This is a genomic window from Pseudomonas frederiksbergensis (assembly GCF_003732665.1).
GTDB lineage: Bacteria > Pseudomonadota > Gammaproteobacteria > Pseudomonadales > Pseudomonadaceae > Aquipseudomonas > Aquipseudomonas frederiksbergensis_G.
Genome location: NZ_MOBP01000006.1, coordinates 687,998 through 710,211 on the forward strand (window position 1 = coordinate 687,998; position 22,214 = coordinate 710,211).

Consider the following 22,214-nt stretch of genomic DNA (forward strand, 5'->3'; position numbering starts at 1 on the left):
TCGCAGGAGATTCGCCATGAGCAGCACGTTTTTCATCCCCGCCGTGAACATCATGGGCACCGGGTGCCTCGACGAAGCCATGGACGCCATTCGCAAATACGGTTTTCGCAAGGCGCTGATCGTCACCGACGCCGGGCTGGCCAAGGCCGGCGTGGCGGCGATGATCGCCGGGAAACTGGCGATGCAGGACATCGATTCGGTGATTTTCGACGGCGCCAAGCCCAACCCGAGCATCGCCAATGTCGAGAGCGGCCTGGGCCTGCTCAAGGAAAGTCGCTGTGATTTCGTGGTGTCCCTGGGCGGCGGTTCGCCCCACGACTGCGCCAAGGGCATCGCCCTGTGCGCGACCAACGGCGGGCAGATCCGCGACTATGAAGGCGTCGACCAATCCGAGAAGCCGCAACTGCCGCTGATCGCCATCAACACCACCGCCGGCACCGCCAGTGAGATGACCCGTTTCTGCATCATCACCGACGAATCGCGCCACGTGAAAATGGCCATCGTCGACCGCAACGTCACGCCGCTGCTGTCGGTCAACGACCCGGCGCTGATGGTCGCCATGCCCAAGGGCCTGACCGCCGCCACCGGCATGGACGCGTTGACCCACGCCATCGAAGCCTACGTTTCCACCGCCGCCAACCCGATCACCGATGCCTGCGCGCTGAAGGCCATCACCCTGATCAGCAACAACCTGCGCCTGGCCGTGCGCGACGGCAGCGACATGGCCGCCCGGGAAAACATGGCCTACGCGCAGTTCCTCGCCGGCATGGCCTTCAACAACGCGTCCCTCGGCTACGTCCACGCGATGGCCCACCAGTTGGGCGGTTTCTACGACTTGCCCCACGGCGTGTGTAACGCGGTGCTGTTGCCCCATGTGCAAAGTTTCAATGCGCTGGTGTGCGCCGATCGCCTCACCGATGTGGCCCACGCCATGGGCGCCGAAATTCGCGGGCTCAGCGCGGAAGAGGGCGCACAAGCGGCCATCGCAGCGATCCGCAGCCTGGCCAAGGACGTGGAAATCCCCGGCGGCTTGCGCGACCTCGGCGCCAAGCTCAATGACATCCCGATCCTCGCCACCAATGCCCTGAAAGACGCGTGCGGTTTGACCAACCCGCGCGCAGCGGATCAGCGGCAGATCGAGGAGATTTTCCGCAGCGCGTTCTAAGCGGTTTTGCGGCCCGGCGCGAACCTCACGCAGAGCATCGCGCCCAGGGCCAGCAAGGTGCACAGCAGCGATAACGGCCAGGCCTGCTGACTGGCGATCAGACTGGCAATGCCGCCAATCATGGCGGCCATCAGTTGATGGATGAAACCGCTCAACGCCATCGCATAAGCCCCGCTGACCGGCGAACCCTCGTTGGCCAGCGACAGGCTGATGGGGTAATTCAGCGATTGGCCGAACACCGCAAAGCAGTAAGGCAGCCAGAACAGCAGCGCCACCGACGTCCCCGCGACACTCCCCAGCAACATCACCCCGGCGCCAGCTAAAACCAATCCAACACCCAAGGTCATCAGCCGATGCTGACCGGTGCGCACGACGAATCGATTGACCCCCAGCGCCCCGAGAAAATACGCCACGCTGATTGGCCATCCCAACAATCCGTATTCAACGGGCGACCAGTTGAACGGCCCTTGCAGGATCAACGGCGCCGCCGTGTTGAACGCGATGATCACGCCGTAACCGAGGCCGCCAGCAAGGGCCGGCAGCAGGAAGGCGCGATGTCGCAGGATGCGCCCATAGCTCGACCAACTGGAGGCTGGACTGCTCTCGTCGGTCAGCACCGGGAACGCGACCCGCGCCACAATCCCGGCCATCACCAGGCTCACGGCCCCCAACATATAAAAGATCGAGGGCCAGCCAAACGCGACCTGAATAATCGACCCCAGGTACTGGCCAATCCCCAGCGCCACGACGAAGGAAATCGAAATCCACGACAACGCCTTGGCCAGCAGGTCACCACGGAAACTGTCGCGGATCAGCACCCGCGCCATCACCGAAATCCCGCTGGCACCAACACCCTGAAGCAAGCGAAAAAACAGGAATGATTCCAGGGTCTGGCCCAAGGGCAAGGCAAGGTTGCCGACGCCATAGATGCCAAGCGCCGCCAGCAACACCGGTTTACGCCCGATGCGCTGGCCAAGGCTGCCCCAGAACAACATCGGCAACGCCATGCCGATCAGGTACACCGCCAAACCCCAGGACACTTGCGCCGCATCGGCGGACAAATGCCGGGCCATCTCCGGCAACGCGGGCAGGTAAATGCTCATGCCCAATTGCGCGAGAAAAACCGTGCTGCAGGTGACAAGGAGGGTGGTGCGGCTGTTCATGGAATCTTCTCTGGGTTTCAGCAGCCGACATCATGGCCGTGAGTGCGCAAAAGCTCGGTGACGAGTTCACAAAAGTGGCGGATCAACGGGGCGTCCATGTCGGCCCGCAGGGTAATCCGGATGGCCGCCTGACCTTGGGCGACCACCGGGAAAAACACCGCCGAGGTGAAGAAGCCGAGATTGGCCAATTCGGTCGCCACGCTGTTGGCCAGCGCCACTTCACCGCAGCGGATCAAGCGGATCGCCATGTTGCTGCCGCGCTGTTCGGTGCGGATCAGACGGTCAAAGAGCTGGATATTAACCTGAAGTTTGTCCTGCAACCCGGCGAATTCCGGGGTGCTGTGCAGCTTGATCGAAGCCCTGCCGGCGCCGATGGCCGCACTGTTCAGGCTTTGCGACCAATTGCTAGGGCCGCCATAGCGCTGGATCAGCTTGCGCTGCCGTTCATTGCCGAACATCACCACGCCGCCACTGGCGCCAAACGACTTGGCCAGTGACGCGACGATCAGGCAATCATCCTCCAGGGCTTGCAACCTGGGCCGCACCAGACCGGCACCGTGGGTTCCGACAGCGGAGAGGGCATGGGAATCGTCGAGGTAGAGAAACAGCCCATAGCGATCCTTCAGGTACAACAGACTGTCCAGGTCCGCCACCCCGCCCATGCTGTAGGCGCCGTCGGCGACATAGGCGACCGTGCCGTTTTGCTGACACTGGGTTTCCAGAAAATCCATGTCGTTGTGGGGGCTGGTCACCACCCGGGTTTCGTCGGCGCACGCGGCTTTGAGGTGGTTCATCGAGTAGTGGGCCAAGCGGTCGAACACCATCACCGGCGGGCGGTTTTCGGTGAACACGCCGCTGGCCAGCAACGGCAGGATCCCGGCACTCGCCGCGCTGCACGACAAGGTGCTCAGGCAATGGGCGCCGAACAACCCGGACAGTTCCGATTCATAGCGTTCCAGAATCGCCAGTTTGCAACGGTTTTTCGAGTTGGCGACCCGCAGCGTGCCGGTTTCCCACAATGCGCTCATGGCCCCTTTGAGCAAGTCGGGGTGGTGATCCAGGCCCAGGTAGGAGGTGGTGCAGAAGTGATGAAACGCCCTTCCGAACTGGTCAACCATGCGGTTGGCGCTGCGGATGTCGACGTTGAGCCCCGCGACTCTCCCGGCTTCGGCGGTTTCCCAGTCGTAATCGGCCAGGGCGATCAGTTTTCGATAGTTGGTGAAGGTGTTGGCTGTCTGGTCCATATAAACGTGTTGCTCCTTGGGTGGGTGTTGCTGTCCTTGTGTATCGAGATTTTACGGAGCGCAGCGCCGGCCTAGAATCGGCCGATTCCTGCATGTTTGAGTGTTACAAGAGATTTATGTGTAGGAAGGTGTCATGTGAGGCTGTGGGCCAAAACCGGCTATCCTGCCGACTCAGCCGAATCCGAGCATCGAGCCCCCCATGCTGCAAAAAAGCCTGATCCGCCGCCTCGACCTGATCACCCTCCAGCTCTTCGTCGCCGTCCACGAAGAAGGCACGCTGACCCGTGCCGCCACCCGTGAAGCCATCGCGGTGTCGGCGGCGAGCAAGCGTTTGATGGAGCTGGAGGAAGCGTTCGGCATCAGCCTGTTCGTGCGCCAGGCCAAGGGCATGACCCTGACGCCGGCCGGGGAAACCCTGCTGCACCATGCCCGGCAAATGCTGTTCAACGTCGAGAAAATGGGTCTGGAACTGGGGGAGCACAGCCATGGAATTCGCGGCTATGTGCGGATGCTGGCGAACCTGTCGGCGATCATTCAGTTTTTGCCCGAAGACCTGCGGGATTTTTCCGAGCGTCATCCGCAAGTGAAGACCGACCTCGAAGAGCGGCCCAGCAGCGGCGTGATTCAAGGGGTGCTGGATGGTGTGGCGGACCTCGGCATTTGCTCCAGTGACAGCGACGTCAAAGGCCTGCACAGCGTGCTCTATCGCCAGGACAAACTGGTGGTGTTGATGCCGCCGGATCATCCGTTGGCCAGTCGCCAGACCCTGGCCTTCGCCGACACGCTGGGCAGCGATTACGTCGGCTTGCATGCGGCCAGTTCGATCAACATGCGCACCCACGCCGCCGCACGCAAGGCCGGGAAGGTGTTGCGATTGCGGATTCATGTGCCGGGGTTTGATGCGATGTGCCGGATGGTCCAGGCCAACATGGGCATCGGCATCCTGCCGCAAAAAGCCTATGAACTGTTTGGCCGGGCGCTGGGGTTGCATGCGGTGCCGTTGACCGATGACTGGTCGGATCGGGCGTTGATACTGGTGGTGCGCGATGAAGCGGGATTGTCGCCGGTGAGTCGGATGTTGTTTGAGCAGTTGCGGGGAGAGGTCTGATAGATCTTTGTTGGATGGGCCGGCCTCTTCGCGAGCAAGCCCGCTCCCACAGTTGATCTTCAGTGAATGTAGTTTTTGTATCCACAGCAAATCCCCTGTGGGAGCGGGCTTGCTCGCGAAGGCGGCCCTGAGGTCGCGACAATCTCCCAGAGCATTCGCGTTTCACGAACGCCCCTTGCCAACTGAAGGTTGGATTCCCCACCCCCCGGTCCTCTAGCCTTGGCGCATATTCCAAGAATAAGAGGGACCCCGCGATGACTGCCCCCCTGAGTGCAATCAAAGTAATCGAGATCGGCACGCTGATCGCCGCGCCGTTCGCTGCGCGCATGCTCGCCGAGTTTGGCGCCGAGGTGATCAAGATCGAAGCCATGGGCCAGGGCGATCCCCTGCGTAAATGGCGAAAGCTGCACGAGGGCACCTCGCTGTGGTGGTACTTGCAATCGCGCAACAAGAAATCCCTGGCGCTGAACCTGAAATCCCCTGAAGGCATTGAACTGGTCAAGCAACTGGCGACCAGCGCCGACGTGCTGATCGAAAACCTGCGCCCCGGCGCCCTGGAAAAACTCGGCCTCGGTTGGGACGTGTTGCACGCCCTTAACCCCAACCTGACCCTGGTGCGGATTTCCGGCTACGGCCAGACCGGCCCCTACCGCGACCGCCCAGGCTTCGGCGCCATTGGCGAAGCCATGGGCGGGATTCGCTACACCACCGGCACCCCCGGTTCGCCGCCGGCCCGGGTCGGGGTCAGCCTCGGCGATTCCCTGGCGTCGTTGCACGCGGTGATCGGCGCGCTGATGTCGTTGTTGCGGGTCAAGACCGGGCAGGGCGGCGGGCAAGTGGTGGACGTGTCCCTGGCCGAAAGCGTGTTCAACGTCATGGAAAGCCTGGTGCCGGAATACGACATGCAGGGCCATATCCGCGAACGCAGCGGCGGCGCGCTGCCGGGCATCGCACCGTCCAATACCTACCTGACCGCCGATGGTGCTTATGTGGTGATCGCCGGCAACAGCGATCCGATCTACAAGCGCTTGATGAACTTGATTGGTCGCAGCGATCTGGCCGACGCCCCGGAATTCGCCCACAACGACGGCCGCGCCTTGAAAAGCAATGTGCTCGACGCCGCCATCACCCACTGGACCAGCAGCTTGCCCATCGATGACGTGCTGGCCGCGCTCGAAGCCGCCGAAGTCCCGGCCGGGCGCATCTATTCGGTGGCCGATATCGTCGCCGATCCGCACTACCAGGCGCGGGACATGCTGCTCAACGCCGACCTGCCCGGCGGCGCCACGGTGAAGATGCCGGGCATCGTGCCCAAACTCTCGGAAACCCCAGGTGGGGTGAACTGGTCCGGGCCGCAATTGGGTCAGCACACCGACGGTATCCTCGCCGGGCTGGGCCTGACCGGTTCCGACATCGAACGGCTGAAAGCCGCAGGAGTGGTGCAATGATCACTGACTTTTCCCAGACCCTGATCGTGCAAGAAGTCTCGCCCCGGGACGGTTTGCAGATTGAGCCAACGTGGGTGGAAACCGCCGACAAGATTGCCCTGATCGATCAGCTGTCGCTGGCCGGGTTCAGCCGTATCGAGGCCGGCTCGTTCGTCTCGCCGAAAGCCATTCCGGCGTTGCGCGACGGCGAGTTGGTGTTCAAGGGCATCACCCGGCAACCGGGGGTGATCTATGTCGCGTTGATCCCCAATTTGAAAGGCGCGCAACGGGCATTGGCGACAGGGGCGGATGAACTGAACCTGGTGATGTCCGCCAGCCAGACCCACAACCTGGCCAACATGCGCATGCGTTGTGAAGACTCATTGGCCGCATTCGGCGAGATCGTGCAATTCGTCGGCGGTACGCAGGTGCGGCTCAACGGCAGCATCGCCACCACGTTTGGCTGCCCGTTCGAAGGCAAGATCGACGAGGATCGCGTGCTGCAAATCGTCGAGGCTTATCAGGAGCTCGGGATTCAAGGCATCACCCTGGCCGACACCACCGGCATGGCCAATCCACGACAGGTGGATCGATTGGTGCGGCGGGTGTTGCAGCGGGTTTCGCCAGCGGACCTGACCCTGCATTTCCACAACACCCGTGGCCTCGGTTTGTGCAACGTGCTGGCCGCCTACGAGGCCGGTGCCCGACGCTTCGACGCGGCCCTCGGCGGCCTCGGCGGTTGCCCGTTTGCCCCGGGCGCCTCGGGCAATATCTGCACCGAAGACCTGGTCAACCTGTGCGATGAAATCGGCATTCACACCGGCATCGACTTGCCGCTGTTGCTGAAGCTGTCCCGAGGCTTGCCGGCGCTGCTGGGCCACGAAGTGCCCGGTCAACTGGCCAAGGCCGGGCGCAATTGCGATTTGCACCCAAGCCCCTCCTGACACCACCGAATACTCCCTGTAGGAGCGAGGCTTGCCCGCGAAGAGGCCCTCACATTCAACATCATCGTTGACTGACACACCGCCTTCGCGGGCAAGCCTCGCTCCTACAGAAAAGCGCGCATCAACGCACCTCAACCAGACAACAAAAACAATCGGACACCCACGGGAAGTCCGCCTGGAGGAAACACATGAGCCTTAATGTACTGGAGGCGGACGCCAGCCCGTCCGTTAGCCACGACGCCGAAAAAGCCCTGGTCAGCAAAGTCGCCTGGCGCCTGATGCCGCTGATCATGGTCTGCTACCTGTTCGCGTTTTTCGACCGCATCAACATCAGCTTCGCCAAGTTCCAGCTGCAAACCGACCTGAGCCTGAGCGACACAGCCTATGGCCTCGGCGCCGGGTTGTTCGTGGTCGGTTACGTGCTGTTCGAAGTGCCGAGCAACATGATGCTGTACAAGGTCGGCGCCCGGCGCTGGATCGCCCGGATCATGATGTCCTGGGGCGTCGCCACCGCCCTGATGGTCTTCGTCAACAGCGAATGGCAGTTCTACGCGCTGCGCTTTGTGATCGGCGCGATGGAGGCCGGTTTCGCACCGGGCGTGCTGTATTACCTGACGCTGTGGTTCCCGCAGCACTATCGCGGGCGCATCACCTCGATGCTGTTTTTGTCGTCGGCGTTTGCCGGTCTGGTCGGCGCGCCGTTCTCCGGTCTGGTGCTGCAACACCTCGACGGCTTTATGGACATGCGCGGCTGGCACTGGCTGTTCCTGCTCGGCGGCGTGCCCTGCATCGTTCTCGGTTTGCTGGTGCTGAAGTTGCTCAAGGACCGCATCGAAGACGCCCATTGGCTGACCGCTGCGGAGAAAACCTTGCTGGCCAGCCGCATCGCTCACCATGAACCGCACAAGGGCGGCGGCTCGCTGCTCGCGGCGTTGAAAATTCCGGGGTTCCTGACCTTGGGGTTGATCTATTTCCTGATCCAGGTCGCGTCCTACGGCTTGAATTTCTGGGCGCCCCAATTGATCCGCAGCGCGGGGACGGAAAGCCCGGTGATGATCGGTTTGCTCACGGCGATCCCCTACATTTGCGGAGCGATCAGCATGGTGGTGATCGGGCGCCTCTCGGACTCGACCGGTGAGCGGCGCAAGTTTGTCGCCGGGCTGGTGGTGGCCGGTGCGGTGGGGTTCTTCTGCGCCGGGATCTTCGCCAACCACACGACGTTCCTGATTGTTGCGCTGGGCTTGCTCGGTGCCGGGATCATCGCCAGCATCCCGAGCTTCTGGACCCTGCCGCCGAAACTGCTGGCCGGCGCGGGTGCCGGTGCGGCGGGCGGGATTGCGGTGATCAACACCCTGGGACAATTCGGCGGCATCGTCAGCCCGGTGATGGTGGGGCGGATCAAGGACCTGACCGGCAGCACCACCCCGGCGCTCTACGTGATCGGCGTTGCCGCGTTGATTGCGGCTGCGTTGCTGATGTGGGGGTTGCCGCAGAAATTGCGCACGCTCGATAAGTTCTGATATTTACGGCTTCAGACAGACCGCTTTCGCGAGCAAACCCGCTCCCACAGTTGATCTCCAGTGAACATAAATTGGGTGTTCACAAAAAACCTCCTGTGGGAGCGGGCTTGCTCGCGAAGACTGACTCACAGCCGATAAATCTCTACCGGTCTACCTTCAACCCGCTGCCACCAAAACCTTGCCCGGCACCGCACTCATCTGAATCAACACCACCCCACCCACGACCAGCAGCGCGCCCGCCAGCCTAGGCAACGTCAGCTCCCGCTCCACCAACCCAAACAACCCGAAATGGTCGAGCACCATCGAGGCCATCACCTGCCCGGTCAGCGCCAACACCACAAAGCCCGACGCACCGAGTTTCGGCAGCAACATCACCGCCAGCGCCACAAAGCACACGCCGAACACGCCGCCGGCCCACATCCACAACGGCGCCTTGCTGATAAACGCCAACGACGGCAGCGGCAAACGCAGGGCGAGGATGATCGGCAGCAGCACCAGCAAACTCACCAGCAACGAGGCCAGCGTCGCCCATAACGGATGCCCCAGGCCTCGGCTCAGGTTGGCATTGATCGCACTCTGAAACGGCACCACCGCCCCGGCAATCACCGCCAACCCCAACAGTCCGGCCCACTGCAATGTACTCATGCTCATGACTCCAACAGGTTTTGCTGGACTCTAGGGTATTCGTCGCGCAAATTTAAATTCCATTTTGCTATCCAGAACATGCAGCAGATGAATGATCTCCGACGTATCGACCTCAACCTGCTGGTGATCCTCGACGCCTTGCTCAGCGAGCAACACGTGACCCGCGCCGCCGAACGCCTGCACTTGAGTCAACCGGCGGTCAGCCATGCCCTGGCGCGGCTGCGCGATCTGCTCGGTGACCCGTTGCTGGTGCGCGCCGGCGCCACACTCGTGCCGACCCCCAGAGCGCTGGAGCTGATCGCACCCTTGGCCGAAGCCCTGGCCCAGGTGCAATCGCTGCTGGCGCCCAACACCTTCGATCCGGCCACCGCCAAGCGCACCTTTCGCCTGGCGATGTCCGACTACGGCGCGGCCATCATCCTGCCGGGGCTGATCCGCACCCTGCGCCGGGAAGCGCCGGGCATCGACCTGCAAATCATCCATGCCAGCCGCGAAGGCATGCTCGATGGCGTGCTGAACGGTGACATCGACGTTGCGGCCGGCGTATTCCCGGAATTGCCCAACGAACTGCGCAGCACGCCGCTGTTCGACGAGCACTACGCCTGCCTCGTCGACCGCCACAGCCTGCCCGCCGACGGCACACTCGATCTACCGACCTACCTGGCCCGGCCCCACGTCCTGCTGGAAATGCGCGGCAGCGGCACTCCGGAAATCGAACGGGCGCTGACTGCCCTGCGCGAACGCCGTCGGGTCGCAATCAGCCTGCCGCACTGGAGCGTTGCACCGGAATTCATCGCCGGCACCGATTTGATCCTCACGGTGGCCTCGCGTGGATTGCGCGACGTTGATGAACAGTCATTGATCGTCGTGGCGCCGCCGTTTCATATTCCGTCGTTTACCTTTGTGTTGGCCTGGCATAAACGGCGGGGCGGGGATCAGGCGTTGAATTGGTTGAATGGGCGGATTGAGCAGGGGATAGTGCGCGCCTGAATCTGGATGATCTTTTGAAACTCACAAGGAACAGGGAATGACATTGAAGTCTGGCTGGATGGGGTTTGCGACGCTGTGCGGTCTGGTGATGACGACGCAGGCATTTGCTGCGTGTGAGAAACCGCCGTTTTATGGGGATTTCGGCTACTCGGTCTGTAAGGACTGGCCGGCTTATCCGGGGCTGACGATTACGGCGTTGTCGCAGTTTGAATCGAGCTATTCGGCGAGCGATTCCGGGCCTGATGGGAAATATGATCTCGACCTGGCCGTTGTCTCGGCGGGTGATTCGAAGCCGTTGGCGACCTATCACAAGTCTGATGCTTTTGAGTCGGATGCCTTTGTCTTTGAAGACCTGCAACTTGATACCGCACGTTACACGCTCACACCCGAGCTGCGAGCCTTTGGCGTGCGTGCCACATTCAAAGGCTCGTCAAGCGTCAATCCTTTGAACGAAACATTGCTTTCGCTTTACGTCAAAGAGGGCAACACGCTCCGTCCGGTCATGGAGGGGCTCATCACCTATAAGTACGGTGGTGAATGGGATGGCAATTGCGCAGGTGAGCGTTATGAAATCACTCGAACCCTGGAAATCGGTAAAACCAGTTCACATGGCTACGCGGACTTGATCGTCAAAACGGTATTGATGGAAACGGTTGGCAAGGGTAAGGGGGAGGCTTGTAAGTCCAACTCCGTTACTGCCAAACCCGTGCAGACAATCCTTCGTTACGACGGTAAAAACTACGTCGTGCCAGAAGCACTCAAAGGTTAATCACCCATGCTCACCGGCCTCAACCACCTGACCCTCGCCGTCACCGACCTGAACCGCAGCGTGGCGTTTTATCAAAACCTGCTGCAACTGCGCCTCGACGCGACCTGGAACACCGGCGCCTATCTCTCGTTGCCGGGCCTGTGGTTGTGTCTTTCCCTGGATCCATTGCGCCAATCCGAGCCCGTGGCCGATTACACCCACTACGCTTTCACTGTCAGCGCAGCGGACTTCGCCGTGTTCGTGGAAAAGCTGCGCTCGGCCAAGGTGCAGGAATGGCGTGACAACCGCAGCGAAGGCGCGTCGTTTTACTTCCTCGACCCGGACGGACACAAGCTCGAAGTCCATGTCGGGGATCTAGCCTCGCGGCTGAAGGCCTGTCGGCAAAAGCCCTATGCAGGCATGAAGTTCTTCGACGATCAGTCCGTTGAACCCCAGGACCTGAGATAGACTTGCGACCCATCGCCCCAAACAGGACTTCCCCATGACTCCATCGCTGCTAATGGCCGTTCTCGCTTCCGGCTTCATCTATGGCATCACCCCCGGTCCGGGCGTGCTGGCGGTGTTCGGGATTGGCGCGGCCCGTGGTCGACGGGCGGGGGCGGGGTTTCTGTGCGGGCATTTGCTCGGGGATGTGGTCTGGTGCAGCACGGCGTTGATCGCGATTGTCGGTGCCCGGGAAATCGGCAGCACGGCGTTTGATGTGTTGGGCGTGCTTAGCGGGCTCTATCTGTTCTGGCTCGGTTTGCGGGCGATTCGCGCTCGCCGCAGCAGTGCTGAAACCCCGCAAGGGCCGGCGCGGCAGCCGTTCTGGCACGGCATTCTGTTTGGCCTGACCAATCCGAAAGCTTACCCGGTGGCGGTGGCGACGTTCACCGCGTTGCTGTCCAGCCGCGCCGAGTTGCTCCATTGGTCGATGCTGCCCTGGCTGATTGCCCTGAGCTTCGTGGGCGGATTGCTGGCGTACGCTATTCTCATTGGCATCGTCGGTGCGCGGCAGGTGCGCACGGTGTATCAACGGCATGAACTGTTGATCACCCGGTTGTGCGGGGTGATGTTCATCGGTTTCGCCATCAACGCCCTGGCGCATGCATTGCCGGGATTGGTCACGAACAAGGCTTGAGGCTGATCGCAGGGACGCGTCAGCGGCACCGGTCAAGGAGGTTTTTTTATCGCTACATTGCCGGGACACGCACCCTGCACCATGGCTACCCGAAATTCCGCGCCTTTGGCGAGCTATATCGACCTGTTGCTGGACGCCGTCTGTGCGGTGGATAGACAAGGTCGCTTTGTATTTGTCAGCGCGGCCTGCGAGCGTATTTTCGGTTACACCCCGGAAGAATTGATCGGCCAGCCAATGATCGACCTGGTGCACCCCGGCGACCGCCAGCGCACCCTCGATGCGGCGCGAGAAATCATCGGCGGCGAGCCCAAGCTCAACTTCGAAAACCGCTACCTGCGCAAGGACGGCCGGGTGGTGAACATTCTGTGGTCGGCGCGCTGGTCGGAAGTCGATCAACTGCGCATCGCCGTGGCCCGGGACATCACCGAACGCAAGCAGGCCGAGTCGCGCCAAGCGGCGTTGTACGCGATCTCCGAAGCGGCCCATGCGGCGGAAGACCTGCTGGCGCTGTTCAAACGCATCCACACCATCATCGGCGAATGGCTGCCGGCGCTGAATTTTTCCGTCGCGCTGTACGACGAACACTGCGCGCAGCTGAATTTTCCGTATCACGTCGATGACCGCGAGCATCAGCCCGAACTGCCTGGCACCGTCACCGGACGCCTGTGTGCCGAGGTGATTCGCAGCGGCCAGTCGATATTGCTGACCCCAGAACAGGATGAACTCCCCGAAGGCTTCAAGGCGCTGGTGGCGGGGCAGGATTCCCCGTGCTGGCTCGGCGTGCCGCTGAACTCGCAAAACGGCACCATCGGCGCGCTGATCGTCAAAAGCGAGGCGGGTGGCGAACGCTACACCGAGCAAGACAAAGAATTGCTGCAATACGTCTGCGCCCAGGTGGCGACGGCTATTGAGCGCAAGCAGTTGCACGCACGGCTGCAACACATGGCCCAATACGATCAACTGACCCAATTGCCCAATCGCGAATTACTGCGTGACCGGCTCAAGGCTTCATTGGCGCTGGCTCGCTCCGAAGGCGGGCGGATGGCGTTGTTGTATGTCGACCTCGACCGTTTCAAACAGGTCAACGACACCCACGGCCATGCGGTCGGCGACATGCTGCTGCAAGCGGTGGCCAATCGGCTCAAGGGCTGCGTGCGGGACAGCGACACGGTGGCACGCATCGGCGGCGATGAGTTCGTGGTGTTGCTGCACAGCATTCATGCCGCAGAAGACGCTGACAGCGTCGCCGGAAAAATCCGACAGGTGCTGTTGCAGCCCCTGCGCCTGGACGGCCACAGCCTGAACATCGAACCGAGCATCGGCGTGGCGCTCTACCCTGAGCATGGCACGGAAGAACAGCAGTTATTCCGCTATGCCGACGAGGCCATGTACGCTGCCAAACGTCTGAGTCAGCGGCCGCTTGAAGCCTGACATTCGCCACCGTTCGTCGCAATATCCCTGTTTTTTTCTAAACCTTTGGCCGGATCGGAATTCTCATCCTATGCGGGCTTTTGCTCGCCGCGATCATCACCAAGAGGAAGAGAATCATGCCTAACTCAAGAAACTCGAACTCGGACAACCATGCCCATGATCGAACGAAGGCGTCTGAAGCAGGTCGCAAAGGTGGGAAAACCACCACCACGACTGTCGACAAAGACCCTGCGAAACCCGATATGGGCCGCAAAGGTGGTCAGAAATCCAAGTAGTGGATGAAGGTGGTTTTGATTGAGAGGCGGGAGCGAAAGCTCCCGTTTGAATTTTTTCGAAAGGAGGGCGCGACCATGAGCCGGATGGCCACCCGTTTACGCAATGCCAGTTTTGCCACGTTATTGGGCCTGTGCGCCAGCAGCGCTTTTGCCCAGTCGCCTGCCGACTTCATCAACGAGGCGTCCGCCAAAGGCATGGCCGACATCGAAGCCAGTCGCCTGGCGCACCAGAAAACCGAATCCAAGGAGGTCAAGGACTACACCGTCGTGGTCATCAACGACCTGACCACCGCCAACCAGCATCTGGCGAAAATCGCCAAGAAGCTCGACCTGCCGGTCGCACCTCGCGAAGAAGTGATCGACAAGTCCAAAACCATGATCCCTGAAGTCAAGGATGGCCCGACTTTCGACCAGGCCTACGCGGCCAGTCAGGTGCAAAACACCCAGGCTGCTATCGACCAGATCCAGCAGGAAGCGCAGACCACCGACGTACCTGAAATCAAGGCGTTCGCCGAAGAGACCTTGCCCAAACTGCAAAACCATCTGCAGATGGCCAAGGCCCTGCAAGCCAGCCGCTAGCCTCTATGCAGCGCGGGTGACCAAGGTCACCCGCAGAGGTTTTCAGCACTGATCCAGGTTCGACTTCGGCTTGTCGCCGCTGGGGGCGATGTTCATGGAAATCGTCTCGCCTTCGCCGATCTTGCGATACTGCTTGCGCAACTCTTCCAACTGCTTCAAATCCAGCGACTCCAGCCCCAGCATCGCGTTCTGCGCCTCTTTCGTCACCCGCAGCAACTCATCGATCTTCAAATGCAAGATATCCGTATCGCGGTTCTGAGTGTTCTGGATCAGGAACACCATCAGAAAGGTGATGATGGTGGTCGAGGTATTGATGATCAGTTGCCAGGTGTCGTTGTAACCAAAAATCGGCCCGGTTAACCCCCATACGGCAATCAGAATGATCGCGATCAAAAACGTCGTGGGACTGCCGGCCCACAGCGCGAGTTTCTGCGAGACTTTTGCGAATTTCATTGCCGTGTTCCTTATAGGGATGCGCCTGAAGTTCAGACAGCGACGGCTTGCTGAAAATTCTATTGATCCAAGGAAAACCGGGCACACCGCAGAAACTGTGGGAGCGGGCTTGCTCGCGAAAGCGGTGTGTCAGCCAACATGGATATTGGATGGGAGGGCCGCTTCGCGAGCAAGCCCGCTCCCACAGGGTTTGCGCTTAGTTTTTAAGGCTGGGTTCTCCAGCCGAAAGCTTCACCTCAACCTCCCAACTGAAATACCCCACCACTTCACAACGCTGGTCAACCAGCATGAAGCTCAGTTCGCAGGCGGCGGTGCCCGGGGTCAGTTGCGAGCATTCCCAATAGTGGTCATCGGCCTGGTGGCTGCCGGGTTGTGTAGGGTTTGCGGGGTCGGGGGCCGGTACGGTGAGGTCGTTGTGAACCTGCAGTTTTGGCTGCGACAGCACTTGAGCATCGCCCACGGCCATGTTGTAGAAAACCACGCTGTGTTCGGCGATCAAACTCACGGTTCTGCCGCGAATGTGGAAGGTTTTTCCGTTGCTGGCGGTCAATGTCAATTTGCTGTCATTTTCAACGGTTTTAGTGGTGTCCGTTCCGCTGGAGACAAAGATAAAGCCATCCTCGATAGTCGTCGGATTGTCCGCCTCCAGACTCGGTTCTGGGTACTTGTTCAGCAGCGATTCCGCATCAACCACCAACAGCACATTATTGGCAGTCGCGACACTGGGTGAAGGCGATTTGATCGGTTCGGAAGTCATCATGGATTCCTTTCATGATGTTGGCACGAGAGGACAGCCGCTTCGGTTCATGCAAGACATCCTGTTCCTGCCGAAACGGCAACGAACGGGGAAGGCCCCTTGTTGCCAAGGGGCCAGCCTTCGTCAGTTGCGGATGGTAATGAACGGATCCCACGAGCAGCAGCCGACGATTTTGCAGTCGCGATCGACGATCAGGAAATGGAAGTGATAGGTCACGCTACCGCACGCCAGCGTTTCCGAAGACCAGTAATGGTTGTCGACTTTCTGGCAGCTCGGCACCGAGGGGTTGCTGGTGTTAGGGACGGCGACGCAGGCTGTAGCCTTGCGCGGCGTTGGGGTGGAGATCAATTCGTTGCCGACGTTGCCGATGAATTTGTAGAAAATCACCGCCGTCTCGAAGCTCTGGGACAGGCTGGTTTCACGCCAGCGAATCAAGTCGCCTACCTGCGCTTTCAGGTTGAGCTCACCACCGGCCTGGCCATTGATCACGTTGTCCCGGTTGGTCACCATGTACACATGATTGACGTCGATCATCGTTGGCGACGCGGGGTTTTTGCTGATGTTCGGGTAGTTTTTCAGAATGGTTTCGGTGTCGATAGAGACCAGCACATCCGTGACTCGAGACATAGTAAAGCTCCTTGTTCATAGTGATTGCCCGGACTTTCCAGGCATGACAACGCTTGCTTGCCTTACGGCCGTTGCTGAAACACTACGGGCGGAACCCTGCTTGCACGAGGCACGAGTTGGCCTTGCTCCTTGCGTGCAAATTAACAGGTCGGGTTCCTTCCGACTGGCCGCGATTAGGACTATAGATGCGAAATGTAGGCTGTCAAAATTGCTTGGCGATTCGCAAGACGAACGGTCGATTTGGTTATGGTTGGTGATCATTTGGCGATAAGAAAATCCTGCTTCAGATCCACGGTGTTACATAAGTCGAATAGGGCTGGCGCGTGGGTAGGGGTATGGTAGCAAACCAGTTGTCCGGCCATGCCAGGGCACCCCTTCGACAGGAGAACGCAATGAGTTGGTCCGCCAAGCAATACGTCGCTTTTGAAGATGAACGCACCCGTCCGGCCCGGGATCTGCTCGCAGCGATTCCGCCGGTGGACGCGCGCTCGGCCATCGACATCGGCTGCGGCCCCGGCAATTCCACGGAGTTGCTGGTGGAGCGTTTCGACAATGCATGGGTGCGCGGCGTGGACAGCTCGCCCGACATGATCGAAGCCGCCCGCAAGCGCCTGCCACAAGTGAAGTTCGACACCGTTGACATCGGAACCTGGAACGATAGCGGCCCGTTCGACGTGATCTTCGCCAATGCGGTGTTGCAGTGGTTGCCCGATCACGCAGCGTTATTGCCTTCGTTGGCTGGCAGATTGACCAAGGGTGGCAGCCTCGCTATTCAAATGCCCGATAACCTCAACGAGCCTTCCCACCGTTTAATGCGCGAAGTCGCCGCCAATGGCCCGTGGGCCGGCAAACTGGCGGACGCCGCCGGGCAACGGACGGAAATGGCCAGCGCCAGCGCTTACTACTCGATGCTGCGACCGCACTGTAAGCGTGTCGATGTGTGGCGCACGACTTACCATCATCCGCTGGCGGGTGGTGCTTCGGGCGTGGTTGAGTGGTTCAAGGGGAGCGGGTTGCGGCCGTTTCTCGATCCGTTGGACGAGGGGGAGCGGGCGGAGTATCTGAAGCGGTATCTGGCTGAGATTGAACAGGCTTATCCGGCGTTGGAGGATGGGACGGTGTTGTTGCCGTTTCCGCGGTTGTTCATCGTCGCGACGCGGTAAGGGCCAAATGAGCTAGTCACTTGAAATGCAGAACCTGTGGGAGCGGGCTTGCTCGCGAAAGCCATCTCACATTCAACACATGTGTTGTCTGTCAGTCCGCTTTCGCGAGCAGGCTCGCTCCCACAGGTTTTGCGCTATTAGTCAGTTCATAATTTCAGCGCTCAACCGCCACCAACATCATCATCGGCCGCTCCCGTTCCTCCGCCAGAGCCGGCTGCGCTGCAACCTGCGCATCGCTCGGCCCCCATTCATTGACGTGTCGAATCGTGAATCCCGCTGCGATCAGCGTATTCAGCAACGTCCCTACCGTGCGGTGTTGTTTGATCACACCCTCCGCCAGCCAATTAGTCACCCGCTCACCTTCCAATTGATAACTGTCCAGCGGCCAACGCTTGTGACCTTCGCCATCGATCAACCAACCCGGATTACGCGGCGCCATGAAAATCGGGTGTTCGATGGAAAACACAAAACGCGAACCGGGTTTCAGTGCTGCGTAAATGTTGGCGAACAGGCCGGGTAGATCCTTGATGTAGTGCAACGCCAGAGAGCTATAGGCCAGGTCGAAACTTTCTTTGCTCAAGTCGAGATGTTCCAGATCGGCGCGAGCGTACTGGATGTTGTCCGCAGCCGTCGTCTTGCGCGCCTGCTCCAGCATCTTCTCCGACACATCCAGACCCAGCACGCTGTGAGCACCTTGTTCACTGGCCCAACGGCTGAACCAGCCATAACCGCAGCCCAGGTCCACCACCTTCAGACCTTGCATCGGTGGCAGCATGGATTGAAGCGCTGGCCATTCAGGCGCGGCGTCCAAACCACCGATGGAACGGCCCATCTGGCTGTAACCCTGGAAAAACTCCGGATCGTCGTAAATGTTTTGCGTCATGTTCGAATTGCTCTGTTGAGTTCGTCACGGGCGGCACCGGTGGTGCGGCCGATTGGTTTCCCTCGAAGAGTTGTGGCGCGTATTCGTTGATGGCCGCGCAGGGGGAGGGGGGTTGTAGATGGAAGAGATGCTAGCGGGGCCAGTGGAGAAGGGAAATGGTACGTGCGTTGGGGATTTGTAAGCACTGCGGCGGTTAACGCCGATCAGTTACGGCGTGAACACCAAAATCCCTGTGGGAGCGAGCTTGCTCGCGATGACGGTTTGACATTCAACAGAAGTATTGCCAGGCAGTCCGCTATCGCGAGCAAGCTCGCTCCCACAGGTTTGACCTTTGGTTGATCGGGATTAGTCATCCGTGTCCGCTAATGCCAAAGAAAAAGGCGCCCCAAAAGGCGCCCAATCTAACCGTCAGAACTATTCCGTATCCATGCGTCGAGCGATCACGTCCAGAACATCGCAACCGTCGCGCAAGGGCACGCAGCAGAGCAATGCAAAGTCGCTGAGGATCACCGAGTCGGACGTGATATCACCTCGCATCGCGAGGTTTTCCAGGAGCTGCGTCACGGCGCGGATTCTGTAACTGGCGGTGCTGAGCAGGGAGTGCAGCGGTTGGGTGGTATTGACGAACAGGGAAGGTAGATCGTCGGCGTTGCTGGTTAAAGCCATGTATTCGTTCATGAGTGATTACCGGTTGTAGGTTAAAGACCTACCACTCAATCGTCGCCAAACAAAAGGGTGGTAGCTGTACGCGGGTTGGCGAACCGGACAACGGTAAAACCGGCAGACCCGAAGATCTCCCACGCACAGCCACCAAAAAAAGCGCAGCAAAGTGCAGTCAGAAAACTCCGCAAAATCTCGAAGCTCTCTGGGTCGTTGTCATCAAGTCGCCAAACTCGATACGCCATTTGGGCGCGGATCGACTATAGGCCTCGTGACAAAGACACAGCAATCCGCAAGTCTACGGACAATTCCTAGAGTAGTGTAGGACGTTGCTTTTTTGAAAAATCGACTGATAAAGAGAGAGCTGAGTAGGGGGAGGAGGATGTGAACCGTGAGTAAAAAATTACAGCGTTTTATAAAGACCTGAGCATTTTATTCACTGGCGTCGAGAGCTCTCAAACGCTTCACCCATCTAGGTCCAGCTATGGTGCATATTCAGGATTCAATTGAGTAACGCTATGAAGATTGAATTTCGAACAAAAATCTACCTTGGTGTGGCCCTGCTGATGTTTTCCACGGCAGTCCTTGCCGAGTCCTGTGAAACGATCCTTGCTGCACTCAAGGAGGAGCGTCACTTAACGCAAATAAAACAGGCAGTAGATAAACAAAATACTGAATATCGAGATGGCCCGAATATCACGCTGTCCGTAAATTGCGCGCTCGGTAAGCCTAATGTGTACGTATTGTGGGACGGCCCAAATCCCGATCAGCAGTTCTATGAGTTGCTCGGTCGTGTTGGCGTTCTGGTTTCGTCGCGATCTGCGGCTGACGTTGTTAAGTTTTCGAAGCAATGCCGTCAGCAGGCAATTGAGGATAGCGGCGAAATCGCAACGGTTGAGGACAAAGGATTAGCTATTGAATGTCAGGCGTTTGCCCGAGAGGGTGGTGGAACTAGCATTTCTCTGTTTGCTGAGTGACCCTACGCTCTGATCCCCCAGAACTATGATCAAGCCCAGCTCGTTGAGCTGTTAACAGAGGTATGGAATTGATGAGTACAGCCAAGCTTGAGAAGACCAGTGCTTTGACAGAGTTTTTCTCTAAAACCTCCCCTGAGACCCGGCGTGACATTTTGATGGCCGTCATCAGCAAGGCTAACGCCTCTCAACGCGAAGTCGTACAGAAAGCTGAGGCAATCAAAGCCGCAAGGAATGAATCTCCGGCGATTTGATTTTTCGTACTGCCTAAACTCCAGACACAAAAAAACCGGCCACCTGGACCGGTTTTTTTCTATCTCTACATCCTCCGTCAAAAATCAATGTGAGACCAAAATTCAATTGGAGCGGGTGAAGGGAATCGAACCCTCGTTATCAGCTTGGGAAGCTATGGCGGGTGGAGTATCAGGGAGACACGTAAGGTATGCTCGTATGCGTTTAAGCCAGCAGAATCAAGGCTTTGCGCGAAGTGGTCAGTTTCATACTGTTCCACCGGTTGCCCCCATATTTCGGCCTAACGGCCCCCAGATACGGCCCCCAAATGCTCACGGACAAACAGATCAGGGCAATGAAGCCTGAGGAACGGGAATACACGGTTTCGGATGGACGCAGTGCGAGAGGCGAAGGCGTCTTGATGCTGCGAGTACGACCAACCGGCACCAAGGAGTTTTATTTCCAGCGTCGACTGGATGGAAAAAAGATCAAAACCAAACTCGGTACATGGCCAGCGATGACTCTGACTGGCGCACGAGATCTATGCCGAGTTGAAAAAGAGGTGGTGATTGCCGCCGGCACCTTTCAGAACCTGCTGGATGCGTACACGAACAAACTAGAGGGCGAAGGTGCCGCCTCTGCCTCAGACGTGAAGTGGTCGTTGAAGCATTACGTCTCTGACCCGTTTCCCAATTTGGCGTCACGGCCTGCCGCGTTGATCGGGCCTGGTGAGATCCGCGACATCCTGGCCAAGATGATCAATGCCGGTGTCACCACGTACTGCAATAGAGTCCGATCACAGCTGCACGCTGCGTTCCAGGTGGGGCTGGAGCAAGAGTTCAACCCCCGCAGCTACCAGAAAACAGCATTGAAGTTCGGCCTCACCAGCAACCCGGTGGCCAGTGTGCCTGTTCAGGCCGACTGGGAACGTCCTGGTGATCGAGCACTATCCACAGACGAGTTGGCCAGGCTCTGGCAAATGCTGCCGGAACACCTGACGCTGGTGACGTCGGAGTTGCTTAAGTTTCTGATTGCTTCAGGAGGACAGCGTCCGGAGCAGCTGCTAGCGAGTGAGCGTCGGCACTACTTCAAAGACCACCTGGTCATTCGGAACAAGAAGGGAAGGGAGGGTGAGCGGTCGCTGCGTGCAGTGCCGTACAACACGCTGATGCGCCGTAGTTTGAAGGTGATGGACGAGATCTGCGAAACCAGCATCTACCCGTTCGAAGGCAAGGTGGAAGGGAAGGCCCTACACACGCAGTCGTTATCCCGAGCTGTCACCAAGCTGTACGGCCGCCATACCGATAAATTCAATGGACCGTTCACTTTGCGTGACATACGGCGAACCTGCAAAACCCTGATGGGCGTTGCTGGATTGAGTAAGGAGGTGCGCGATCGAATTCAGGGCCATGCATTCAACGATGTCTCGTCTAAGCATTACGACCGTCACGACTACTTCAAAGAGAAGCGGGAAGGCTTGCTGCGATGGTCTGTGTGGCTACATAGGCATGTGGTAAATACGAAATTGCACTCCACTTGACCAACTGTTTACTTCCGACCTGACCAATCACTTGCATTCGTTCTGACCACCGATTGCATCAGGATTTGACCAGTACGCTTTTTATCCATGATCGGCAGAGAACGGCCATAAGCGGTCATCTCGGTCTGCCACCAGACACCGAATACTCGGGGAAAAGCTGTTTGACCAACGGCTACTGTGAACTTTCCCGAGTGGTCTTGCTTCCCAAAGCCATCCCACTCAGTGGGGATTTTCCCCCGGTGTTGGTTGAACCATCCGGAGTCAGAACTGCTCCGATTGCAACCGCGCTCAGCTGGAGGTTAACGAACTATACCCTGAACCAGGACATCGTTTTCTGGCATGGGGAATGCCTGCAATGGACTAGGTGTTGGCGCTGATACGAATTTGACCCAGGCTGCTGGAATTCATTGACCCGCCCGAATACTCAGCAACCGATGACCTTGCTCGGGATTTCAGAGGCTGCGTATGGGTCATTCAAAATTAGCCGCCGGGGTCAAACTCGTATCAGATCCAAGAGACCGACGATGCGCAGCACAGATGACAGGT

Annotated in this window: 24 protein-coding genes; 16 read left to right on the plus strand and 8 right to left on the minus strand. The window is 59.0% G+C overall.

Translation table 11 applies throughout. The features are described from left to right. The first annotated feature begins 16 nt into the window (after positions 1-16). Positions 17-1,165: an L-threonine dehydrogenase gene (yiaY, locus tag BK665_RS13260; protein ID WP_123406113.1), complete on the plus strand. Its 1,149-nt coding sequence runs from the start codon at positions 17-19 to the stop codon at positions 1,163-1,165. Here the strand turns inward: yiaY and BK665_RS13265 are convergent. Both BK665_RS13265 and BK665_RS13270 read right to left on the minus strand, forming a co-directional pair. Further along, positions 1,162-2,328: an MFS transporter gene (locus BK665_RS13265; RefSeq protein WP_123406115.1), complete on the minus strand. Its 1,167-nt coding sequence runs from the start codon at positions 2,326-2,328 to the stop codon at positions 1,162-1,164. The genes yiaY and BK665_RS13265 overlap by 4 nt on opposite strands. 17 nt (positions 2,329-2,345) lie before the next feature. Continuing rightward, the gene (locus BK665_RS13270) at positions 2,346-3,572 is read right to left on the minus strand and encodes an aminotransferase class I/II-fold pyridoxal phosphate-dependent enzyme (RefSeq protein ID WP_123406117.1); all 1,227 of its coding nucleotides are present in this window, start codon (positions 3,570-3,572) and stop codon (positions 2,346-2,348) included. Positions 3,573-3,771: 199 nt separating this feature from the next. Between BK665_RS13270 and BK665_RS13275 the strand changes: the two genes are divergently transcribed. From BK665_RS13275 to BK665_RS13290, 4 genes are all read left to right on the plus strand, one after another. Further along, the gene (locus BK665_RS13275) at positions 3,772-4,680 is read left to right on the plus strand and encodes a LysR family transcriptional regulator (RefSeq protein ID WP_123406120.1); all 909 of its coding nucleotides are present in this window, start codon (positions 3,772-3,774) and stop codon (positions 4,678-4,680) included. Positions 4,681-4,934: 254 nt separating this feature from the next. Then, on the plus strand, positions 4,935-6,128 hold the full coding sequence (locus tag BK665_RS13280) for a CaiB/BaiF CoA transferase family protein (protein ID WP_123406122.1): 1,194 nt from the start codon (positions 4,935-4,937) through the stop codon (positions 6,126-6,128). Next, positions 6,125-7,051, plus strand: a complete 927-nt coding sequence (locus tag BK665_RS13285) for a hydroxymethylglutaryl-CoA lyase (RefSeq protein ID WP_123406124.1) — start codon at positions 6,125-6,127, stop codon at positions 7,049-7,051. Before BK665_RS13280 ends, BK665_RS13285 begins: the two co-directional genes overlap by 4 nt. A 188-nt stretch (positions 7,052-7,239) precedes the next feature. Further along, complete coding sequence (locus BK665_RS13290) at positions 7,240-8,571, plus strand: MFS transporter (protein WP_123406126.1); 1,332 nt, start codon at positions 7,240-7,242, stop codon at positions 8,569-8,571. Positions 8,572-8,727: 156 nt separating this feature from the next. Here BK665_RS13290 and BK665_RS13295 read toward each other — a convergent pair whose 3' ends face one another. Beyond that, entirely contained in the window at positions 8,728-9,216 is a 489-nt protein-coding gene (locus BK665_RS13295) for a DMT family transporter (RefSeq protein WP_123406128.1), read from the minus strand. 78 nt (positions 9,217-9,294) lie between these two features. Here BK665_RS13295 and BK665_RS13300 point away from each other — a divergent pair, with 78 nt between their 5' ends. From BK665_RS13300 to BK665_RS13330, 7 genes are all read left to right on the plus strand, one after another. Beyond that, a complete protein-coding gene (locus tag BK665_RS13300) occupies positions 9,295-10,206 on the plus strand; it encodes a LysR substrate-binding domain-containing protein (protein ID WP_123406131.1) in 912 nt (303 codons plus the stop codon). A gap of 37 nt (positions 10,207-10,243) precedes the next feature. Next, on the plus strand, positions 10,244-10,975 hold the full coding sequence (locus tag BK665_RS13305) for a PA3715 family protein (protein WP_123406133.1): 732 nt from the start codon (positions 10,244-10,246) through the stop codon (positions 10,973-10,975). A 6-nt stretch (positions 10,976-10,981) separates the two neighbouring features. Further along, complete coding sequence (gene fos, locus BK665_RS13310; RefSeq protein WP_123406135.1) at positions 10,982-11,422, plus strand: fosfomycin resistance glutathione transferase; 441 nt, start codon at positions 10,982-10,984, stop codon at positions 11,420-11,422. Between the two features lie 34 nt (positions 11,423-11,456). After that, positions 11,457-12,095, plus strand: a complete 639-nt coding sequence (locus BK665_RS13315; RefSeq protein ID WP_123406138.1) for a LysE family translocator — start codon at positions 11,457-11,459, stop codon at positions 12,093-12,095. A gap of 81 nt (positions 12,096-12,176) precedes the next feature. After that, positions 12,177-13,526 carry a sensor domain-containing protein gene (locus BK665_RS13320; protein ID WP_123406140.1) on the plus strand — a complete coding sequence of 450 codons (1,350 nt, stop codon included), beginning with the start codon at positions 12,177-12,179 and terminating at the stop codon, positions 13,524-13,526. A 116-nt stretch (positions 13,527-13,642) separates the two neighbouring features. Then, positions 13,643-13,801, plus strand: a complete 159-nt coding sequence (locus BK665_RS13325; RefSeq protein ID WP_123406142.1) for a KGG domain-containing protein — start codon at positions 13,643-13,645, stop codon at positions 13,799-13,801. 75 nt (positions 13,802-13,876) lie between these two features. Then, positions 13,877-14,380: a DUF4142 domain-containing protein gene (locus BK665_RS13330; protein ID WP_123406144.1), complete on the plus strand. Its 504-nt coding sequence runs from the start codon at positions 13,877-13,879 to the stop codon at positions 14,378-14,380. 42 nt (positions 14,381-14,422) lie between these two features. On the opposite strand, the gene BK665_RS13335 is transcribed toward BK665_RS13330, so the two are convergent. The 3 genes from BK665_RS13335 to BK665_RS13345 form a co-directional block, all read right to left on the minus strand. Further along, entirely contained in the window at positions 14,423-14,833 is a 411-nt protein-coding gene (locus tag BK665_RS13335; RefSeq protein ID WP_123406146.1) for a low affinity iron permease family protein, read from the minus strand. A gap of 196 nt (positions 14,834-15,029) precedes the next feature. Continuing rightward, a complete protein-coding gene (locus BK665_RS13340; RefSeq protein WP_123406148.1) occupies positions 15,030-15,590 on the minus strand; it encodes an AidA/PixA family protein in 561 nt (186 codons plus the stop codon). Between the two features lie 123 nt (positions 15,591-15,713). Continuing rightward, positions 15,714-16,217 carry an inclusion body family protein gene (locus BK665_RS13345; protein ID WP_123406150.1) on the minus strand — a complete coding sequence of 168 codons (504 nt, stop codon included), beginning with the start codon at positions 16,215-16,217 and terminating at the stop codon, positions 15,714-15,716. A gap of 392 nt (positions 16,218-16,609) precedes the next feature. Between BK665_RS13345 and tam the strand changes: the two genes are divergently transcribed. After that, positions 16,610-17,380, plus strand: a complete 771-nt coding sequence (tam, locus tag BK665_RS13350; protein WP_123406152.1) for a trans-aconitate 2-methyltransferase — start codon at positions 16,610-16,612, stop codon at positions 17,378-17,380. A 154-nt stretch (positions 17,381-17,534) separates the two neighbouring features. Here the strand turns inward: tam and BK665_RS13355 are convergent, their stop codons facing one another. After that, a complete protein-coding gene (locus BK665_RS13355) occupies positions 17,535-18,263 on the minus strand; it encodes a class I SAM-dependent methyltransferase (protein ID WP_123406154.1) in 729 nt (242 codons plus the stop codon). Positions 18,264-18,677: 414 nt separating this feature from the next. Beyond that, positions 18,678-18,941, minus strand: coding sequence for a short-chain dehydrogenase (locus BK665_RS13360; protein WP_123406156.1), 264 nt, complete (start codon positions 18,939-18,941; stop codon positions 18,678-18,680). 500 nt (positions 18,942-19,441) lie between these two features. Between BK665_RS13360 and BK665_RS13370 the strand changes: the two genes are divergently transcribed. From BK665_RS13370 to BK665_RS13380, 3 genes are all read left to right on the plus strand, one after another. After that, positions 19,442-19,900: a hypothetical protein gene (locus tag BK665_RS13370; protein WP_123406160.1), complete on the plus strand. Its 459-nt coding sequence runs from the start codon at positions 19,442-19,444 to the stop codon at positions 19,898-19,900. Between the two features lie 71 nt (positions 19,901-19,971). Continuing rightward, positions 19,972-20,151, plus strand: a complete 180-nt coding sequence (locus BK665_RS13375; protein WP_123406162.1) for a hypothetical protein — start codon at positions 19,972-19,974, stop codon at positions 20,149-20,151. A gap of 305 nt (positions 20,152-20,456) precedes the next feature. Further along, positions 20,457-21,668 (plus strand): tyrosine-type recombinase/integrase, encoded by a 1,212-nt coding sequence (locus BK665_RS13380; protein WP_123406334.1) that lies wholly within the window; start codon positions 20,457-20,459, stop codon positions 21,666-21,668. The last annotated feature ends 546 nt before the right edge of the window (positions 21,669-22,214 follow it).

What these genes read in the sequence shown, in the direction of transcription:
- yiaY (WP_123406113.1), top strand. Translation starts at nt 17, where the DNA reads ATGAGCAGCACGTTTTTCATCCCCGCCGTGAACATCATGGGCACCGGG.
- BK665_RS13265 (WP_123406115.1), bottom strand. Translation starts at nt 2,328, where the DNA reads ATGAACAGCCGCACCACCCTCCTTGTCACCTGCAGCACGGTTTTTCTC.
- BK665_RS13270 (WP_123406117.1), bottom strand. Translation starts at nt 3,572, where the DNA reads ATGGACCAGACAGCCAACACCTTCACCAACTATCGAAAACTGATCGCC.
- BK665_RS13275 (WP_123406120.1), top strand. Translation starts at nt 3,772, where the DNA reads ATGCTGCAAAAAAGCCTGATCCGCCGCCTCGACCTGATCACCCTCCAG.
- BK665_RS13280 (WP_123406122.1), top strand. Translation starts at nt 4,935, where the DNA reads ATGACTGCCCCCCTGAGTGCAATCAAAGTAATCGAGATCGGCACGCTG.
- BK665_RS13285 (WP_123406124.1), top strand. Translation starts at nt 6,125, where the DNA reads ATGATCACTGACTTTTCCCAGACCCTGATCGTGCAAGAAGTCTCGCCC.
- BK665_RS13290 (WP_123406126.1), top strand. Translation starts at nt 7,240, where the DNA reads ATGAGCCTTAATGTACTGGAGGCGGACGCCAGCCCGTCCGTTAGCCAC.
- BK665_RS13295 (WP_123406128.1), bottom strand. Translation starts at nt 9,216, where the DNA reads ATGAGTACATTGCAGTGGGCCGGACTGTTGGGGTTGGCGGTGATTGCC.
- BK665_RS13300 (WP_123406131.1), top strand. Translation starts at nt 9,295, where the DNA reads ATGCAGCAGATGAATGATCTCCGACGTATCGACCTCAACCTGCTGGTG.
- BK665_RS13305 (WP_123406133.1), top strand. Translation starts at nt 10,244, where the DNA reads ATGACATTGAAGTCTGGCTGGATGGGGTTTGCGACGCTGTGCGGTCTG.
- fos (WP_123406135.1), top strand. Translation starts at nt 10,982, where the DNA reads ATGCTCACCGGCCTCAACCACCTGACCCTCGCCGTCACCGACCTGAAC.
- BK665_RS13315 (WP_123406138.1), top strand. Translation starts at nt 11,457, where the DNA reads ATGACTCCATCGCTGCTAATGGCCGTTCTCGCTTCCGGCTTCATCTAT.
- BK665_RS13320 (WP_123406140.1), top strand. Translation starts at nt 12,177, where the DNA reads ATGGCTACCCGAAATTCCGCGCCTTTGGCGAGCTATATCGACCTGTTG.
- BK665_RS13325 (WP_123406142.1), top strand. Translation starts at nt 13,643, where the DNA reads ATGCCTAACTCAAGAAACTCGAACTCGGACAACCATGCCCATGATCGA.
- BK665_RS13330 (WP_123406144.1), top strand. Translation starts at nt 13,877, where the DNA reads ATGAGCCGGATGGCCACCCGTTTACGCAATGCCAGTTTTGCCACGTTA.
- BK665_RS13335 (WP_123406146.1), bottom strand. Translation starts at nt 14,833, where the DNA reads ATGAAATTCGCAAAAGTCTCGCAGAAACTCGCGCTGTGGGCCGGCAGT.
- BK665_RS13340 (WP_123406148.1), bottom strand. Translation starts at nt 15,590, where the DNA reads ATGACTTCCGAACCGATCAAATCGCCTTCACCCAGTGTCGCGACTGCC.
- BK665_RS13345 (WP_123406150.1), bottom strand. Translation starts at nt 16,217, where the DNA reads ATGTCTCGAGTCACGGATGTGCTGGTCTCTATCGACACCGAAACCATT.
- tam (WP_123406152.1), top strand. Translation starts at nt 16,610, where the DNA reads ATGAGTTGGTCCGCCAAGCAATACGTCGCTTTTGAAGATGAACGCACC.
- BK665_RS13355 (WP_123406154.1), bottom strand. Translation starts at nt 18,263, where the DNA reads ATGACGCAAAACATTTACGACGATCCGGAGTTTTTCCAGGGTTACAGC.
- BK665_RS13360 (WP_123406156.1), bottom strand. Translation starts at nt 18,941, where the DNA reads ATGAACGAATACATGGCTTTAACCAGCAACGCCGACGATCTACCTTCC.
- BK665_RS13370 (WP_123406160.1), top strand. Translation starts at nt 19,442, where the DNA reads ATGAAGATTGAATTTCGAACAAAAATCTACCTTGGTGTGGCCCTGCTG.
- BK665_RS13375 (WP_123406162.1), top strand. Translation starts at nt 19,972, where the DNA reads ATGAGTACAGCCAAGCTTGAGAAGACCAGTGCTTTGACAGAGTTTTTC.
- BK665_RS13380 (WP_123406334.1), top strand. Translation starts at nt 20,457, where the DNA reads ATGCTCACGGACAAACAGATCAGGGCAATGAAGCCTGAGGAACGGGAA.